We start from the raw sequence: 16,495 nt of genomic DNA on the forward strand, positions 1-16,495 counted from the left end.
CTTGGCTTTTCACCCAAGCTTTTTGCTTAATTAACGATTATTGTGGGGGGTTACTTTTAAACCTTCACTGTCTTACGGTTAATGCCATAATCTCGAAGTTTGTTTGCCACTGCGGTGTGGCTCAAACCTAATCGCTTAGCAAGCTGTCGAGAGCTAGGATAAGCCGGATAGAGCTTACGAAGTAAGGTCGCTTCAAAGCGTTTTACCGCTTGATCTAAAGTTCCTTCAAAGTCAGACTCAAGATAACCTAAATCATGAGTAAAGGTTGGTAACTGCAAATGTTCAATACGCAGTTCGTTATCATCTAACAACGACACCGCACGGTAAATCGCATTTTCTAATTGGCGTACGTTACCCGGCCACGGATAATCTTGTAAAAAGCGTAAACAATCTTCAGACATCACAGGCACAGAATGACCATTTTGTTGGGCATACTTTTGAATAAAATGTTCTGCTAACGGGCCTATATCAGCTTTTCTGTCACGTAATGGCGCAATTTCTAAGGTCAAAACATTAATCCGGTAATAAAGATCTTCTCTAAATGTCCCCTCTTGCACCATGGCCGGTAAGTCTTTTTGCGTTGCAGCAACAATACGTACATTCACTTTTACTTCGTTTTCATCACCGACTTTGCGAAATGTGCCATCTTGTAAAAATCGCAGCAACTTAGTTTGCAATTGAGTCGACATTTCACCAACTTCATCTAAAAACACTGTACCACCATCGGCTTGCTCCAAAACGCCACGTTTTGGTGCCGCGTTTTCTTCATAGCCCGCATAACCAAATAACTCTGACTCAGCCACGTCATCAGGTAACGATGCACACGATAAGGCAATAAAGGGTTTTACTGAACGGTTAGATGCATAATGACAAGCCCGTGCAAGTAGTTCTTTACCTGTCCCCGTTTCACCAGTTATCAAAATTGGCGCTTCAAGCTGTGCCATTTTGCGAGCTTCACGAACAACACGACGCATTGCAGTGCTAAAATTATGGATTGTCGCAAAACTTTCTTGGCCATATCGACGAAAGGCACTCACTTGCTGACCAAGTCGACTTTGCGATTTAATGTTAATTACGGCGCCCGCTAACACATCCCCTTCAGCACCTTGTGGAACTGAAATAGGAAGAATATCAGCAATAAAATCTTCGCCAGCAACTTCTACACGCGTTGTTTGACCAAGCACCTCTTTACCCTCTAACCAGCGAGTAAAGTTAAAGCCTTTCAGCAAGTTATTAATATTAGCGCCTATAACTTCATTTTCAGATAGCTGTAAATCGCGACAAGCTGCATCATTGCATAATCGCACCCAGCCTTTAGCATCAATAGATATTACACCATCAGGCAATGCTCGCAGTAATGTATTTAATTCATTATGCTCTCGCTCAGAAGGTAGAAATGCAGTTGTGCGAACATCCATCACGCCGTCAATTAAGCGAATAGAAGGCATGATCTTTTGAAATTGCTCAAATTCAATAGGAGGAAAACTGACATACATACGACAATTAACCGAATCTACTTCAATACCTTTTAAGTCAACCTGATAACTTACTAAGATATTGAGAATCTCTTGTGCGATACCGATTCGGTCAGCACAGTGGATATCTAAACGCATTACATCCTCAAAAAACGGGAACCTATAGTATGAGAATAATACGCTAACTACTAGCGGCTGAATAGTCTATTGTAAACAATTTTGGACAATTTAAAGTACTTGCTCAGCTATCCAGATGCCAAAAGATCCGCTTTCATTGCAATAAATTACACCTACCCAAACAAAAATAACTCATCACATAAACTTAAAATGAATTGCTAAGTATTACTGACAAGTATCAAGTAATCTTAAATTGGTTGTATTTGGTAAGGTTAAGTTAACGCAACAAATGGTGTACCTACCGCAATATCTTCCCCTGACCAAGAGGTCTATGTATACTGTAGCGCACTTGTAGCTAGGATAAGGGTGTGTCCTATACCCTTAAGTTCATAACTTGAGCAACAAACCATTATCTTAGCTGCATCAAAAAAACATGGCCACTCATTCATCAATATTAATTAACCAATGAGCAAAGCAATAATATAAGGCCAACGACAATTAAAATTAGGAAGTATAATTCATGAGTTCTCTACCAAAAGCTGGTGACTTTATGGGTCACCCGAAAGGGCTCTTCTTACTGTTCGTTACAGAAATGTGGGAACGTATGAGCTACTACGGTATGCGCGGTATTTTCGTGCTTTATTTATCAACAATCGCAACTGCAGCTGCTATGGGCTGGGATATGGCCTACTTTGGTATTGACCCATTATCTGCAGGTGCTGATGAAGCTTACCAAAAAGCATTAAACTCTAATGCATTGAGTATTTTAGGCCTCTATGCAATGTTAGTTTACGTAACACCAGTTATCGGTGGCTGGTTTGCTGATAATGTATCTGGTCAACGTAAAGCTATTATATTTGGTGGTGTTGTGATGGCTTTAGGCCAATTTGCACTTGGTACACCTCACGGTATGATCGAAGGTCTAGAAAAAGAGTTTTTATACCTTGGTTTAGCATTACTAATTGTTGGTAATGGTTTCTTTAAGCCAAACATCTCAACAATGGTTGGTGACCTCTATACTGAAACTGATAAGCGTCGTGACGGTGCATTCACAATTTTCTATATGGGTATTAACCTTGGTTCGATTTTAGGTTATTTCGTTGTAGGCTCAATTGGTGAAAAGTTTGACTATCAATACGGCTTCTTAACCGCAGGTGTTGGTATGTTAATTGGTGTAATTTTACAGTTAGCATTATCTAATAAATATCTTGCCGATATCGGTAAAGTTCCATCAGCTAAACAAGGTGATGATGCACAGGCTGCAAACAAACCTTTAACTTCTGAAGAGCGTGATCGCGTTAAAGTTATATTAATCATGAGCTTTTTCACTATTGTATTCTGGGCTGGCTTTGAGCAAGCTGCAGGTTCAATGAATTTATTTGCAAAGTATAAAACTGACCTTGTTTTCTTTGGTTGGGAAATGCCAGCAAGTTGGTTGCAAGCTGTTAACCCAATCTTCATTATTATTTTAGCCCCAATTTTCGCAAGTGTATGGATCCGCATGGGAGATAAGGAGCCTGACTCTCCGCGTAAATTTGCTCTTGGTATGTTATTCCTAGGCCTAGGCTTCGTGTCTATGGTAGGTGCAGCCTTACAAATTGGTGATGATGCAAATACAAAAGCTCATGTAATCTGGTTAGTTATGGCATACGTATTCCACACAATGGGTGAGCTATGTCTATCACCAATTGGATTATCAATGGTATCTAAGCTCGCTCCGCTGAAGTTTACCTCACTATTGATGGGTATGTGGTTCCTATTCTCTGGTTTAGGCAACTACGCAGCAGCATCAATTGGTCAGCTTGTAGGTGAAAGTGGCCCTCTAAACACCTTTGGTGGTGTAGCAATTATGGCTTTCATCGCAGGTATTTGTTTATGGCTGTTGGCAGACAAACTTGTTGATTGGATGCATGATGCTGATACCTCTCAGGATGAGTTAGAAATTCTCGAAGAAGAATTAGAGATTACTGCTGACAAACAGTAACCTTAAGCCCCACAGTTTATGCTGTGGGGCTACGTACTTCCCGCCGTTAAATCTTTACTAGTTAACTACACTCGATATCATTTCGTACTTTCGACTTCCCTATTTAAATATTCACTGAAATTGACAACCACTAACTTTGTAAACAATTCGATACATTCACTCTAACTTTATTTGGCGAAAACAAAACGAATAAAATACAAAAAAGCTTATAAATATCAGTTCATTAAATATTTATTAACGGCGCTTTATTTACTCTTTTTGATCTTTATTTTTACTATTTTCACTTCACATGATGAAATTAAAACCATTGTCTCATTAAATTTACAAAAGGGACTTTGGCTAAATAACGCTGTGATCTTCCCCAAATTGAATTTCTGGTTAATCATCCGCTCATTACATAACAATAATTCTTTTTAGCGCAGTGCTTATAATTGCGGGAGTAATGACAATGAGCGAAGTAAATAATCCGTTATAACCTAATGGGCATTGAATTCACTGAATACGCAACACCTGATGCAGATTACATGGACAAAGTGTTTACTGATTTTGGCTTTTCAAAGCTAAAAAAATTCAAAGGTAAAGACATTGTGTACTACAACCAACACGACATTCATTTCTTACTAAACAATGAGCGTGAAGGTTTCTCTGCTGAATTTGCTAAAAGCCACGGCCCAGCAATCTGTTCTATGGGTTGGCGTGTAGAGAATGCGCAAAAAGCATTCGAGGTTGCTGTTGAGCGTGGTGCAAAACCTGCAACAGACTCAACACACAAAAACTTACCATACCCTGCTATTTACGGTATCGGCGACAGCTTAATTTATTTCATCGAGCAATTTGGCGACAAAGGTTCTATCTATGAGTCAGATTTTGAAGATTTAAGCGAGCAAAACATTGTTGAAGACAAAGGCTTCATCCGTATCGACCATTTAACCAATAACGTTTATAAAGGCACGATGGAAACATGGGCTAACTTCTATAAAGACGTATTTGGTTTTACTGAAGTTCGTTACTTTGACATTAAAGGTCAAAAAACAGCGTTATTATCTTACGCACTAAAATCGCCGTGCGGCACTTTCTCGATTCCAATCAATGAAGGTAAAGATAACAACAACAACCAAATCGATGAGTACTTAAATGAGTACAATGGTCCGGGTGTACAGCATTTAGCATTCCTAACGAATGACCTAGTAAGTTCACTTGATAAGCTTGACCAATCAACGATTGCGACACTAGATATCATCCCAGAGTACTACGACACCATTTTTGACCGTGTGCCTTGGGTTAAAGAAGACAAAGAGAAGATCCGAAAGCATCAAATCCTTGTAGATAGCCAAAGCGAAAACTGTTATCTACTGCAAATTTTCTCGAAGAACCTATTTGGTCCTATCTTCATCGAGATGATCCAACGTGTAGATGACGGCGGTTTTGGTGAAGGTAACTTCCAAGCCCTTTTCGAGTCAATCGAGCGTGATCAAGAGCGTCGTGGTGTAATCTAGTTCATCATGATGAATAAAAAGCAGCGTGTGGTTTGGGTAAATTCACACGCTGCTTTTTGTCGTTTTAAATTCTGTTTTAAACTAACTGTTTAAATTGCGTTGATTGCCTCCATATAGATAACTAATAAATCAGCGCGAACCAATAAGGAAAGAGTATGAGCCTAATTAACGAAACCCACGATATTAATCTAAAAAGCTGGGTTGCATCTGCTAACGAAGCGAACTGTGACTTCCCAATTCAAAACCTTCCTTTTGCAGAAGTACGTCGTAAAAATTCAGATGAAGCGTTCCGTGGCGCTGTAGCTATTGGTGATCAAGTTATCGACTTAGCAAAAGTAAATGAACTTGGTTTATTCTCTGGTGATGCACAGATTGCCGTTAAAGCTGCAAGCCAAGCTACACTCAATGAATTTATGGGTCTTGGTCAGCAGTATTGGTCTGCACTGCGTCTAGCGTTATCAAAAGCACTTCGTGAAGGTGCCAGTGAGCAAGCGCAATTAAGCGAAGCGCTTATCGCTCAAGCTGACATCGAATTTGCACTACCGTGCCGTATTGGTGATTACACTGACTTTTATACCTCTATTTACCACGCAACAGCGGTAGGTAGTCTATTCCGCCCTGATAACCCACTTCTACCTAACTACAAATGGGTACCAATTGGTTATCACGGTCGTTCATCGTCAATTGATGTATCTGGTCAAACGTTCCACCGCCCTAACGGTCAAACTAAAGCGCCAGATGCAGAAGTCCCTTCATTCGGCCCGTGTAAACGCCTAGACTACGAACTTGAGTTAGGTATTTACCTTGGTAAAGGTAATGAATTAGGCGATGCAATTGCCATTGAAAATGCTGAAAACCACGTATTTGGATTCTGTGTATTTAATGACTGGTCTGCACGTGATTTACAAGCGTGGGAATACCAGCCGCTTGGTCCATTCCTTGCGAAAAACTTCGCTTCGACAGTATCACCTTGGATTGTTACGACAGAAGCACTGGCACCATTTAGAACAAACTGGACACGTGACGAAAACGATCCACAACCAATGGATTATTTAGAGTCAGCTCATAACCGTGAGTTTGGTGCATTTGATATCAAGATGGATGTACAAATCGAAACTGAAAAGATGCGTGCAACCGGCGAAGCACCAACACAAGTATCTAAATCAAGCTTCAAGCACTCTTACTGGACAGTTGCGCAAATGGTGACTCACCACACTGTAAATGGCTGTAACTTTCAACCAGGCGATATGTTAGGTTCGGGTACGCAATCAGGCCCTGAGCACGAAGAAGCAGGTTCATTATTAGAGCTTTCTCGCGGTGGTAAAGAAAAGAATCACCCTTGCTAATGGTGAGCAGCGTGCTTTCTTAGAAGACGGCGACAACGTAATCATGCGTGGTTGGTGCGAAAAAGACGGTTTTGCACGAATTGGTTTTGGTTCAGTTGAAGGAACCGTGCTACCTGCTAAATAAAAGTAACTCACTATTTTTATTTCCAGAACAAGTATTAAGGGCATTTTTTGCCCTTTTTTTTGTGCTTTTTCAGCTGAGTTACAATTTTTTGCTGGCTTTTTTAACTGAGGTTGCTATCTTAACTCGGTTATTAGTTAAATTTTGTACGCCATGTTAGTTAAACTTAAGTCTTTTTATCGCACGTTTTTTCCAGCTCGACAGCTGTTGATCCGTCAAAATGGCGAAGTAAAACACTTGGTATTAGCGCCTTGGCTACAATTGACGACCTTAATGGTTATTTTAATAGCCATTGCTTGGCTTAGTATCTCAACACTTCAAATCATTTCACAAGCAGACAAGATAACCAGCATTGAGCAAAAACAGGTTACCAAGCAGCAAGAGTGGAAAAAGCAGCACTTTCAACAGCAAGCTGCCTATGAAAAACAATTAGAGCAACTAGCAATTCTTGAGCAAAAACAAGCGCTATTGCAAAGCATGATTGAATCACTACCAGAATCGATGAACAAACCCACCTTGCCAAACGATGCTGAACCTCTACTTTTACCGATTAAAGAAAATGCTGAAGATTTTCATGCTCCTTTAGAAGATGAGCAGCAACCAAAACAAGTAAAACACTTAGAAAGTATGACTGAGCGTTTAGCACGTCTTGATGCGGCTTATAATCGTAGTTTCGTAGTGCTAGATGAACAAATCAAATTACGCCATCAAGAAATTGTTGCCATGCTCGAAGGGGCTGGTCTTGATAGCAGTCTAGCCAATACCTCAATACTTGAAAGCTCAGACACAGCCCAGGGTGGCCCGTTAGACTTGTTTGACGAATCAAGAATTCCTGCTGAATTTTTAGCAATTGCCGACAACTTACTAGCGTTAAACAACCTAGAAAACTTGCTGAGTGAGTTACCACAAACACTCCCTGCTGCTGACTACTATATTTCTAGCAGTTTTGGCCTACGCAAAGACCCAATGAATGGCCGCCGTGCTTTTCATAAAGGGGTTGATTTAGCAGGTTGGCATAAAACCGAAATTTTTGCTCCAGCCGATGGCACCGTACTTCGTGCAGGTCGTAATGGCGGCTATGGCAACTTTATCGAACTACAACACAAAAATGGCTTCGTTACTCGCTTCGGCCACCTTAATAAAATTAAGGTTAAAAAAGGCCAAACAGTAACTAAAGATGATGTCATCGGTTTAATGGGTAGTACTGGTCGTAGTACCAGTACCCACCTACATTACGAAGTTTTAGTGAATGGCAAACATGTCAATCCAGTTAAAATAACAAAGGCGCTTTCTCGTGTTCGGTAAAAAAAAACAATCAACAGCTAGTTCGTCTGGCTCATCATTAAAAAGAACCAACCATACTCCTTCTATTATTTCTGAAGACGTACGCTTAACAGGTAGCCTTACCAGCCAAGGTGAGGTTCAACTTGATGGTCGTATCGAAGGCGACTTACATGTTAAACACTTAGTGATTGGTCACACAGGTATGATTGAAGGTGTTATCGAAGCAGACAGTGTGGTCGTTAAAGGTAAAATCATTGGTTCACTCATTGCCAACAAAGTGACAATTGAAAGTACTGCTGAAGTCCATGGTGATGTATTTCACGACACTTTAAGTATTGAAGCCGGAGCTATCATTGAAGGCAGCTTAAAACATCGTCATGAAGAAGATAATGTGGCGCCTATTAAGCCTGAAGAACAAACGAGTAATTCAATATTGGCTGATGATGACAACGACTTGTCGTTTGTAAACAAACAAGCCGCTGATAAGTCTTAACGTTTTTTGGCGGTTACATACATAGTGATATCCGCGGTGAAGACAAGTTCATCGCAGCTATTGTAAACCTTAACGGGCACTAGCAAATCCTGCTTTTCTAGCCACTCACTCGGCACGTCTATCTGGGCAACTGCACGCATGTCTGTATCAATTTTTGCTAAGTAGTTTACTGTCATGCCTTTTGGGATCCAGCGATGCGTTTTTGCAGGTACCGTTGCATCAACCATTAAACCTGCGCATAGCTCTGCCACATTGCACTGTGCAATTGCATGGATGGTACCAATGTGATTATGGATCGCGCGGCGATTTTTAACAATTGCACTGCAATGCCCAGCAGTCAATTTTGTGATCAATGGCTTTATAGACCCAAAGTAAGGTGCTTTAAAGCACACGGCTTTACTAAACAACCAGTTACCTTTCGGCAATGACTGACACTTAGTCCAAATTTTTAATAATGATGATGGTGAGCTCACGACGTTTATCCATTATTTTTATGATGTAAGATAAAAAACTAACACATCAGACCAGATAGCGAAATGGAAATTTTTTGTAAGCAGTTTTAATGATTACGTATGTATTACACTTTTAGCCAAGTGAACGCTTTTCTTTTCCTTTAGGGGCACATAAAATACCGTTTTAAAGGAGAGCGAATGCAGTCACGCCAGCACAAAAACCTCAGCTTACTATTTATTCTTGGCCTTCTGGTTATCTTTAGCCCGTTAGCAATAGATATTTACTTACCCGCATTTCCGACTATTGCAGAACAATTCAGCGCTTCAGAAAAGCAAATTCAGCAAACCGTCGCTATTTTTATGCTTACCGTCGGGCTTGGACAGCTCATTGCAGGGCCATTAGCAGATAAGTTTGGTCGTAAGCCTGTGGCAATCACCGGTGTGACAATTTATGGTTTAGCGGCGTTTGGCGCGTATCTGGCACCTGATTTTGCAAGCCTGATGATTGCAAGAGCACTGCAAGGTTTGGGGATATGTGCCACATTTGTAGTAGCCTTTGCCATTGTAAGAGATAGATTTGGTAGTGAACGCAGCGGCCAAATTATTACTTATCTTAATGGTATCGTTTGCTTTATCCCTGCCCTCGCGCCAATTTTAGGTGCTTGGCTCACAGTACAGTTTGGCTGGCGCATGAACTTTTTATTCATGGCTGTATTTGCACTCATTGGTTTATTCATAACCTTGTTAATGTATAAAGAAACCCGCCCTGCAGATAGTGTATATAGTGGTCATATTCTTGACCTGCGCCGTTTTATGCCAATTATCAGCACGCCATTGTTTTTATTCCATAGCTTAATTTGCTTGGTAACTATGTCGGCTATTTTAGTCTTCGTTACCCTAGCACCTGGCTGGCTTATTACTGAATTAGGTGGCAGCGTTACCGACTTTACTTTCTGGTTTACCTGTAATGCGGTATTGAGCATTGTGGCAAGCTTTATAATGCCACTGTACATCAAACGTCAACCAAAGCGCGCGTTAAAAGCAGGACTCCTGCTGCTTGTAATCGCAGGAGCCTTAATGTTAGCCTTTAGCCAACAACGTACTGCGCTTGCGTTGATGTTTCCGATGTTTATTGCTGCGTTTGGTTTTGCACTGACACTTGGCTCATCAGCAGGCCGTGCATTAAGTTTGTTCCCTAAACAAGCAGGTACGGCTTCAGCACTTATAGGCTTAATGCAAATGAGTGGCGCAAGTTTATTAGTGTTTATAACGCAATTGTTAAATTTGACTACACCAGTATTAATTGGCGTGCACTTTTTAATGCTCATCCCATTTACCTATTTATTGTTCAAACATAAGCATTTGTCATAAAAAGTTTTATCATACTTTTAGGTTATATCGGGTAAATGAGAATCGTTATATTCTATTTACCCGTTTAGACATCCTGTTATTTCCTACCGTTATAAAAAGCATCTTTCTAGAATAATTTGTTCCAGTTTTGTGGATTATTTTTCTTGTACCTACTGCCCCATTAAACTATTGTTTACTCTCGTTAACATTTGGTTAACTCAAAAAACAGGTTTGGGACACGAATTATGAAAAAGAATAAATTAGCATTAGCACTGATCATCAGTGGACTATGTGCAGCAGGAACTGCAAACGCAGCAAATGATCGTTACATCATCCAAGTCGACAACAATAAAAAAGGCGTAGTTAAAGCCCTCGCTAAAAAGCTTGGTGGTGATATTAAAGTTGATGGTAATGGCTTTATTGCAGCGCAATTTACAGGTCATGACCTTGCTAGTGTAAAAGGCTTACTAAACAACCCTCACATCAAACTGGTTGAAGAAGACCAAAAGCGTGTACCAATGGCGCTTTATAACGATGACGCTGGTAATGCAATGCAGCAGCAATTAACGCCTTACGCAGTTTACCAATCACAAGCTGATCAAGTTACCTTCGATGCAAATGCTGGCATGAAAGTATGTGTAATTGACTCTGGTTTAGATGCTACAAACCCTGATTTTGTATGGGGTAACATCACAGGTGATAATGACAGTGGCACAGGTAACTGGTACGACAATGGTGATCACATGGTACTCACGTAGCTGGCACAATTGGTGCAGCAGACAACAATGTTGGTGTGGTTGGTATGGCACCCGGTGTGGCAATGCACATCATCAAAGTATTCAACGCTGAAGGCTGGGGTTACTCTTCAGACTTAGCACACGCAGCAGATTTATGTTCTCAAGCAGGTGCAAATATCATCAGCATGAGCCTTGGTGGCGGTGGTTCAAATAGCACCGAGTCTAACGCATTTGCTAATTTCACAAGCGCTGGCGGTTTAGTCGTTGCTGCAGCGGGTAACGATGGTAACAGCGTACGTTCATACCCTGCAGGTTATCCATCTGTAATGATGGTTGGTGCAAATGATGCGGACAACCAAATTGCAGATTTCTCGCAGTTCCCTAGCTGTACAACTGGCCGCGGTAAACGCGCTACTACAGATGAAACTATCTGTGTTGAATTAACAGCAGGTGGTGTTGATACTCTTTCTACTTACCCTGCAGGTATGGCAACATCAGCTAGCTTAGCAGCTGATGGCACAGGCTTTGCTACTTCATCAATGGAAAACTCAGGTAATGCATCAGGCACGGCGTATTACATGGGTACTGCTGAAAGCGTAGATGCTGGCGCAGCGGGCAAAATTTGTATGATTGACCGCGGCAATATTTCGTTCTATGACAAGGTAAATAACTGCGAGAACTCAGGCGGTATCGGGGCTGTTATCATCAATAACGAAGCAGGCATGTTATACGCTACACTAGGCGAAACTAACGATACAACTATTCCTGCTGTTGGCGCTGCACTTGAAGACCGTTCAGCTCTTCTTTCAAGCACAACTATTGATATCGCAATTGGTACTAGTGATTATGGTTTCATGAGCGGTACATCAATGGCAACGCCTGCTGTTTCAGGTATCGCAGCTCTAGTGTGGTCAAATCACCCTGAGTGTACGGGTACAGAAATCCGTGATGCACTAAAAGCAACGGCAGAAGATCAAGGTGCTTCTGGTCACGATGTTTACTTCGGTCACGGTATTGTTAAAGCAGCTGACGCAGATGCATACCTAACAGCCAATGGCTGTGCAGGTGGTGGCGATAATGGCGGTGGCACAACACCAGGTGGTGATGATATTAGTCTTTCTACTTCAGGTTATATGTCAAAAGGCACTAAATACATTGATTTAAGCTGGAGTGGCGCTGCTACAAGCACTGTAGATGTTTACCGTAATGGTAGCAAAGTAGGCTCAGTGGCAAACACTAACAGTTATACTGACACTATCACAACAAAAGGTGGTAGCACTTACACTTACCAAGTATGTGAAGCACAAAGCACAACTGTTTGTTCAAACAACAGCACTGTGACGTTCTAATACTTCCCCAACCCAAATTAGCGGGCATTGATTGCCCGCTTTTTCTTTTTCTAGAAGCTTGTTAAAATCAACTACCTAGCTTTTTATCTTTGTGCCGATGATCAATCCAGAATTTCTACTGTCGTTTTTAGGCGCCAGCTTTTTAATTGCCGTAGCTCCCGGCCCTTCTAATGCATTTTTAATGGCACAAACCTTTGCCAATGGCCGTAAAGCCGGAATGCAAAGTGCCTTTGGTTTTGCCTTAGGTGGTGTGGTGCATACTTTTTTTGCGGTGGTGGGTTTAACAGCAATCTTAAAAGCGTCGACTGTTGCTTATACCACGGTGCAGTATTTAGGTGCGGCGTACCTGTGCTATTTGGGCGTAATGACGTTAAAGGACACCTTCACACAGCCTGAGCCAGACTGCGACGAAAAACCCCATGTAAGTACCAGTAAAAAGCAAAATGTGATGTTTCAAGCAATGATGACCGAGGTACTTAATCCAAAAGTCGCCTTATTCTTTATTGCGTTTATTCCGCAGTTCGTCGATCCGAGCTTATCTTCAACGACCTTTCAGCTCGCTTTTTTTGGCTTACTCTACCCACTTTTTGCTTTTCCGATCGACTGCACGTATATTTATTTCGGCGATAAGATAGCCAGTTATTTTCGTGAGCACCCACAAACCCAAATTTGGATTGATCGGATCACGGGGCTGGTGTTTATTGCACTAGCAATTAACCTATTGATATAAGAGCACTTATGGAACAAAAACAACAAGCCTTACCAGCCAAAAAGAATATTGCCCTCGTAGCCCATGATGGTAAAAAAGCTGCCCTTCAGGCGTGGTGTGAAAAACACCAAGACATTTTAAGTAAGCACACGCTATACGGTACGGGTACAACCGGTCATTTAATCGAGCGTACAACAGGGCTTGAAGTGATTAAGCTGCTAAGCGTACTATGGGTGGCGATCAACAACTTGGTGCTAAAATTGCTGAACATGAAGTGCACATGCTGGTGTTTTTCTGGGATCCACTTGCATCGCAGCCACACGACCCAGATGTAAAAGCATTACTGCGTTTAGCTGCGGTTTGGAATATTCCTGTTGCCTGTAATGAAGTCAGTGCCGATATGCTATTAAGCTCACCTATGATGGAAACTGAGTTGTGCCGCACGTTGCCAGATTACGAAAAATACCTCGCAACGCGCCAAGTGACTCTTTAGTTCTATAAGTCGATATATCAAAGTGGGGCGATTAGCTATAAAGCTTATGCGCCCACTTAGTTAAACCTGCAGTCACACTACCAAAGTGATCGCCGTTCAGCATTGCAATATCACCTAAATGGGCTTTTAACGCAGCCTTGATAAGCGGTGATTGTGCACTACCGCCCGTTAGGTAAATAACATCAGGCGTTGTACCTGCTTCTTGAATCGCTTGTTTAGCTAGGCTCACTATCTGGCTTATCGAATCATCAACGGCTAAAGCGAGAATCTTTTAGCGTTAAGCACTGCGTTAAGTCTGAATCTAAGAAGCGCAAATCTGTAGTAAATTCATTCGCTGATGAGAGCGCAATTTTTGCCGCTTCGCCTTGCTGCACTAATTGATGACCTTGCTTATTTTGCTGCAATTGAATTAAGCGTTTAAAAAGCGCAGGCTCTTTGACTTCACGAAGTTGAGTCAGTAACTCACGATGATGGGCATCGCTATAAAACTGACTTTGCAGATTTACATCATTAATTTTACAAGCTTGCCAAAACGGTTGATTCGGCAGTGGAAGTCCCGATTTAAACTCAGTGCCTAAACCTAGTAATGGCATTAAGCCATGAAAGCTCAGCGCAATATCTAAATCATTTCCACCCACACGCTTACCACTGTGAGCTAAAAAGTCATTGTCACGGCACTGCTTGTCACGAAAGCTGTATCCATTTGTACAAATGAGCAATCGCTAGTCCCCCCGCCAATATCGACAACCAACACTTTTTGGTCTTGCTGCAATGAGGTTTCATAATCAATCCCCGCCGCTAATGGCTCATACAAAAATGAGACCTCTTTAAAGCCTGCGCGTTTTGCTGCTCGCTCTAATATACCGAGCGCTTGTTGATTAGACTCTTCACCACCGACTGATTGAAAGTTTACCGGTCGTCCAATGACCGTTTCTGTTAATGTGTCTTGCAAAGATTGCTCGGCGCGTTGTTTAATTTTTAAAATCATCGCCGTGGCAATGTCTTCAAAGAAGTTTATTTGCCCTTGCTTTAAGCCTACCGCACCAAAGAATGACTTAGGTGACTTTACAAAGTAACCTTCTTCAGGAAATTGCACATACTCGCTAATTGCTTCGCGACCTATAAATAAGGTCTCATCACCAGCTTGTATATCGAGGTCAGATTTAATACGAGGAATGGTATTTAAAAGCGCTTGGCGCTCAGTTTTAAAATCGTGCTCAAATGGGCTACCCGTCAGATGTTTTGTGACAAAATCGACAACTAATGCACTGTGATGAGTATAAAGTGTTGAGGGTAAATATTGCTTACCCTGCTCAAGCGGCACTAAAGAGACTTGTTGCTCGTTATTCATTACACCGATTGCACAATTTGAGCTACCGTAATCAAAGCCTGCAAACATTCTAACACCTATACATCAATAAAAAGGCCGCGAAATTTACCATAGTCGCAGCCATTTTTGAATGACGCTATGGCGTTTCATGCAAAAAGCTTGCAAAACGTGGTAAGCCATTTTTAGTAAAGCCATGATATTTGTAGGTAATGGTACTACCTATCGCAGGGGGTGATGATCTTTGTTGATCGGTAAACCCCGAGCCAATTTTAAATTCGGTCCCATCACTGCTGCGCACTTTAAGTGCACCAAGCATATTTTTAAACTTACCCTTTCCTGCGATATAACCGATTACAACCGCTTCAGCGTCAAAATAAGGCTTTAACTTTAACAATGCATCACTACGCCCTGTACTGTGCTTAGCTAAGGCTAAATGCAGCATGACGCCCTCAGCACCTTGTGCGACTAGCTCATCCATAAACAAACTAAGTTGCTTGTTATCGTTAAAATGTTTTTGCTCAACAGCTTTAATATGCTCAATTTTCAGCTGGTTTACTAACCTTGAATAGTTTTCATAGCGCTGACTAAATGGCGTTGTCGCATCAGGCATATCAAATATCATGTAACTGACGGTTTGCCATTCAGACTCTACAGGTGTGACTTTTCGAACAATCCCGCTCACATTGGCAAAGTCTTGGCGCTTAGTCCAAAGCTCGCCATCAAGCCAAACATCTGGCAGCGGCGCGGTAAACCACTTGGGGGCATAAATTGGGTTACCATTTCGGGTTACTAATTGACTCCCAGTCCAAATAGCTCGAATGCCATCATATTTTTCACTAACTAAATAGTCGCTTACATTCACCTTTTCGGCTTGATAAACGTTTGCTAAAAGGACTGAAGGGGCTTGTTGCGCTTCGGCTGAAAAGCCTATAAATAACGTGATTGCGCACAAAAGCGCACGAGTGAATTTAACCATTATTGCTTCCTTGCAAATTTGTAAGTTTTAAAGTGGCTATTCCTGCTTAATCATAACCACTTAACAATAGCTGTTTTGTGATTGCCAGCTAATTATAGTTTAGTTTGTAGCCATTTGAAAAATTCGTTCAAATCAGCAAACACGCCTGCCGCTTTACTAAAATCATGCTCTAACGTGAAATGATTCGGCACAGCAAACACAGCAACACCGGCATTGCTCGCAGCGGTGACACCGGTATAGGTATCTTCAACTGCTACGGCTTCATTAGCTGTAATATTTAACGTATCAAGAGCTAGTTGATAAGGGTCACCAGCAGGTTTAGGATTGTTAACATCATCTTTGGTAACCACACAATCAAACCAATCAAAAATGCCATAGCCTTTTAAAATAGGATAGGCTTCATTTTTTGCACTGCCTGTTACTAAAGCCATTTTTAAACCACTGGCTTTTACTTTCTCTAGCACTTCTATAGCGCAAGGCATATAGGCGGGTAAATGAGTACTAACAAAACGGCCAAATGCCGCGTACTTATCATCCGTTAACTGCTCTGGATTGATACTAAGCCCATAACTTTCAACAACCTCCTTTGCGGCTTCAAATGTTGGTCTGCCAGAGAAGCGCTTACAAAAAGTAGCTTCATCATATTGCACACCAAAAGGAGCTAATAAATCATTCCAAATAGTAAAATGCACACTTTCAGAGTCCACTAAAGTGCCATCCATATCAAACAATACTGCTTTTAAAGTCATCCTCATTCCTTCAAAGTAAAAAGGTGCCATAGGC

At 41.5% G+C, this 16,495-nt stretch carries 9 protein-coding genes and 5 pseudogenes; 9 read left to right on the forward strand and 5 right to left on the reverse strand.

The features are described 5' to 3' along the window. Positions 1 to 56: 56 nt before the first annotated feature. A complete protein-coding gene (gene tyrR, locus ACRWSG_RS03440; RefSeq protein ID WP_138601465.1) occupies positions 57 to 1,613 on the reverse strand; it encodes a transcriptional regulator TyrR in 1,557 nt (518 codons plus the stop codon). 499 nt (positions 1,614 to 2,112) lie between these two features. Here tyrR and ACRWSG_RS03445 point away from each other — a divergent pair, with 499 nt between their 5' ends. The 5 genes and pseudogenes from ACRWSG_RS03445 to ACRWSG_RS03465 all read left to right on the forward strand — a co-directional run bounded on the left by ACRWSG_RS03445 (position 2,113) and on the right by ACRWSG_RS03465 (position 8,316). Beyond that, on the forward strand, positions 2,113 to 3,576 hold the full coding sequence (locus ACRWSG_RS03445; RefSeq protein ID WP_054551779.1) for a peptide MFS transporter: 1,464 nt from the start codon (positions 2,113 to 2,115) through the stop codon (positions 3,574 to 3,576). 448 nt (positions 3,577 to 4,024) lie between these two features. After that, positions 4,025 to 5,072 (forward strand): annotated as a pseudogene (gene hppD, locus ACRWSG_RS03450) (4-hydroxyphenylpyruvate dioxygenase). Positions 5,073 to 5,227: 155 nt separating this feature from the next. Then, a pseudogene (fahA, locus tag ACRWSG_RS03455) lies at positions 5,228 to 6,542 on the forward strand (fumarylacetoacetase). A gap of 150 nt (positions 6,543 to 6,692) precedes the next feature. Next, complete coding sequence (locus ACRWSG_RS03460) at positions 6,693 to 7,844, forward strand: M23 family metallopeptidase (RefSeq protein ID WP_054551782.1); 1,152 nt, start codon at positions 6,693 to 6,695, stop codon at positions 7,842 to 7,844. Further along, positions 7,834 to 8,316: a bactofilin family protein gene (locus ACRWSG_RS03465; protein ID WP_138601455.1), complete on the forward strand. Its 483-nt coding sequence runs from the start codon at positions 7,834 to 7,836 to the stop codon at positions 8,314 to 8,316. Before ACRWSG_RS03460 ends, ACRWSG_RS03465 begins: the two co-directional genes overlap by 11 nt. Here the strand turns inward: ACRWSG_RS03465 and ACRWSG_RS03470 are convergent. Beyond that, a complete protein-coding gene (locus ACRWSG_RS03470; protein WP_462165620.1) occupies positions 8,313 to 8,789 on the reverse strand; it encodes a hotdog fold domain-containing protein in 477 nt (158 codons plus the stop codon). The two genes, ACRWSG_RS03465 and ACRWSG_RS03470, sit on opposite strands and share 4 nt — an antisense overlap. A 177-nt stretch (positions 8,790 to 8,966) precedes the next feature. Here ACRWSG_RS03470 and ACRWSG_RS03475 point away from each other — a divergent pair, with 177 nt between their 5' ends. The 4 genes and pseudogenes from ACRWSG_RS03475 to ACRWSG_RS03490 all read left to right on the forward strand — a co-directional run bounded on the left by ACRWSG_RS03475 (position 8,967) and on the right by ACRWSG_RS03490 (position 13,406). Then, positions 8,967 to 10,139: a multidrug effflux MFS transporter gene (locus tag ACRWSG_RS03475; protein WP_462165621.1), complete on the forward strand. Its 1,173-nt coding sequence runs from the start codon at positions 8,967 to 8,969 to the stop codon at positions 10,137 to 10,139. A gap of 224 nt (positions 10,140 to 10,363) precedes the next feature. Next, a pseudogene (locus tag ACRWSG_RS03480) lies at positions 10,364 to 12,204 on the forward strand (S8 family serine peptidase). A gap of 97 nt (positions 12,205 to 12,301) precedes the next feature. Next, a complete protein-coding gene (locus ACRWSG_RS03485; RefSeq protein WP_138601443.1) occupies positions 12,302 to 12,934 on the forward strand; it encodes a LysE family translocator in 633 nt (210 codons plus the stop codon). Positions 12,935 to 12,942: 8 nt separating this feature from the next. Next, positions 12,943 to 13,406 (forward strand): annotated as a pseudogene (locus ACRWSG_RS03490) (methylglyoxal synthase). A gap of 31 nt (positions 13,407 to 13,437) precedes the next feature. On the opposite strand, the pseudogene yegD reads toward ACRWSG_RS03490, so the two are convergent. The 3 genes and pseudogenes from yegD to ACRWSG_RS03505 form a co-directional block, all read right to left on the reverse strand. Next, positions 13,438 to 14,805 (reverse strand): annotated as a pseudogene (gene yegD / locus ACRWSG_RS03495) (molecular chaperone). Positions 14,806 to 14,872: 67 nt separating this feature from the next. Continuing rightward, positions 14,873 to 15,712: a DNA ligase gene (locus ACRWSG_RS03500; protein ID WP_462165623.1), complete on the reverse strand. Its 840-nt coding sequence runs from the start codon at positions 15,710 to 15,712 to the stop codon at positions 14,873 to 14,875. Between the two features lie 92 nt (positions 15,713 to 15,804). Next, on the reverse strand, positions 15,805 to 16,461 hold the full coding sequence (locus ACRWSG_RS03505; protein WP_462165624.1) for an HAD family hydrolase: 657 nt from the start codon (positions 16,459 to 16,461) through the stop codon (positions 15,805 to 15,807). Positions 16,462 to 16,495 lie beyond the last annotated feature (34 nt).

It is taken from the genome of Pseudoalteromonas sp. GB43, assembly GCF_054923805.1.

What these genes read in the sequence shown, in the direction of transcription:
- ACRWSG_RS03445 (WP_054551779.1), top strand. Translation starts at nt 2,113, where the DNA reads ATGAGTTCTCTACCAAAAGCTGGTGACTTTATGGGTCACCCGAAAGGG.
- ACRWSG_RS03500 (WP_462165623.1), bottom strand. Translation starts at nt 15,712, where the DNA reads ATGGTTAAATTCACTCGTGCGCTTTTGTGCGCAATCACGTTATTTATA.
- tyrR (WP_138601465.1), bottom strand. Translation starts at nt 1,613, where the DNA reads ATGCGTTTAGATATCCACTGTGCTGACCGAATCGGTATCGCACAAGAG.
- ACRWSG_RS03505 (WP_462165624.1), bottom strand. Translation starts at nt 16,461, where the DNA reads ATGACTTTAAAAGCAGTATTGTTTGATATGGATGGCACTTTAGTGGAC.
- ACRWSG_RS03460 (WP_054551782.1), top strand. Translation starts at nt 6,693, where the DNA reads ATGTTAGTTAAACTTAAGTCTTTTTATCGCACGTTTTTTCCAGCTCGA.
- ACRWSG_RS03475 (WP_462165621.1), top strand. Translation starts at nt 8,967, where the DNA reads ATGCAGTCACGCCAGCACAAAAACCTCAGCTTACTATTTATTCTTGGC.
- ACRWSG_RS03485 (WP_138601443.1), top strand. Translation starts at nt 12,302, where the DNA reads ATGATCAATCCAGAATTTCTACTGTCGTTTTTAGGCGCCAGCTTTTTA.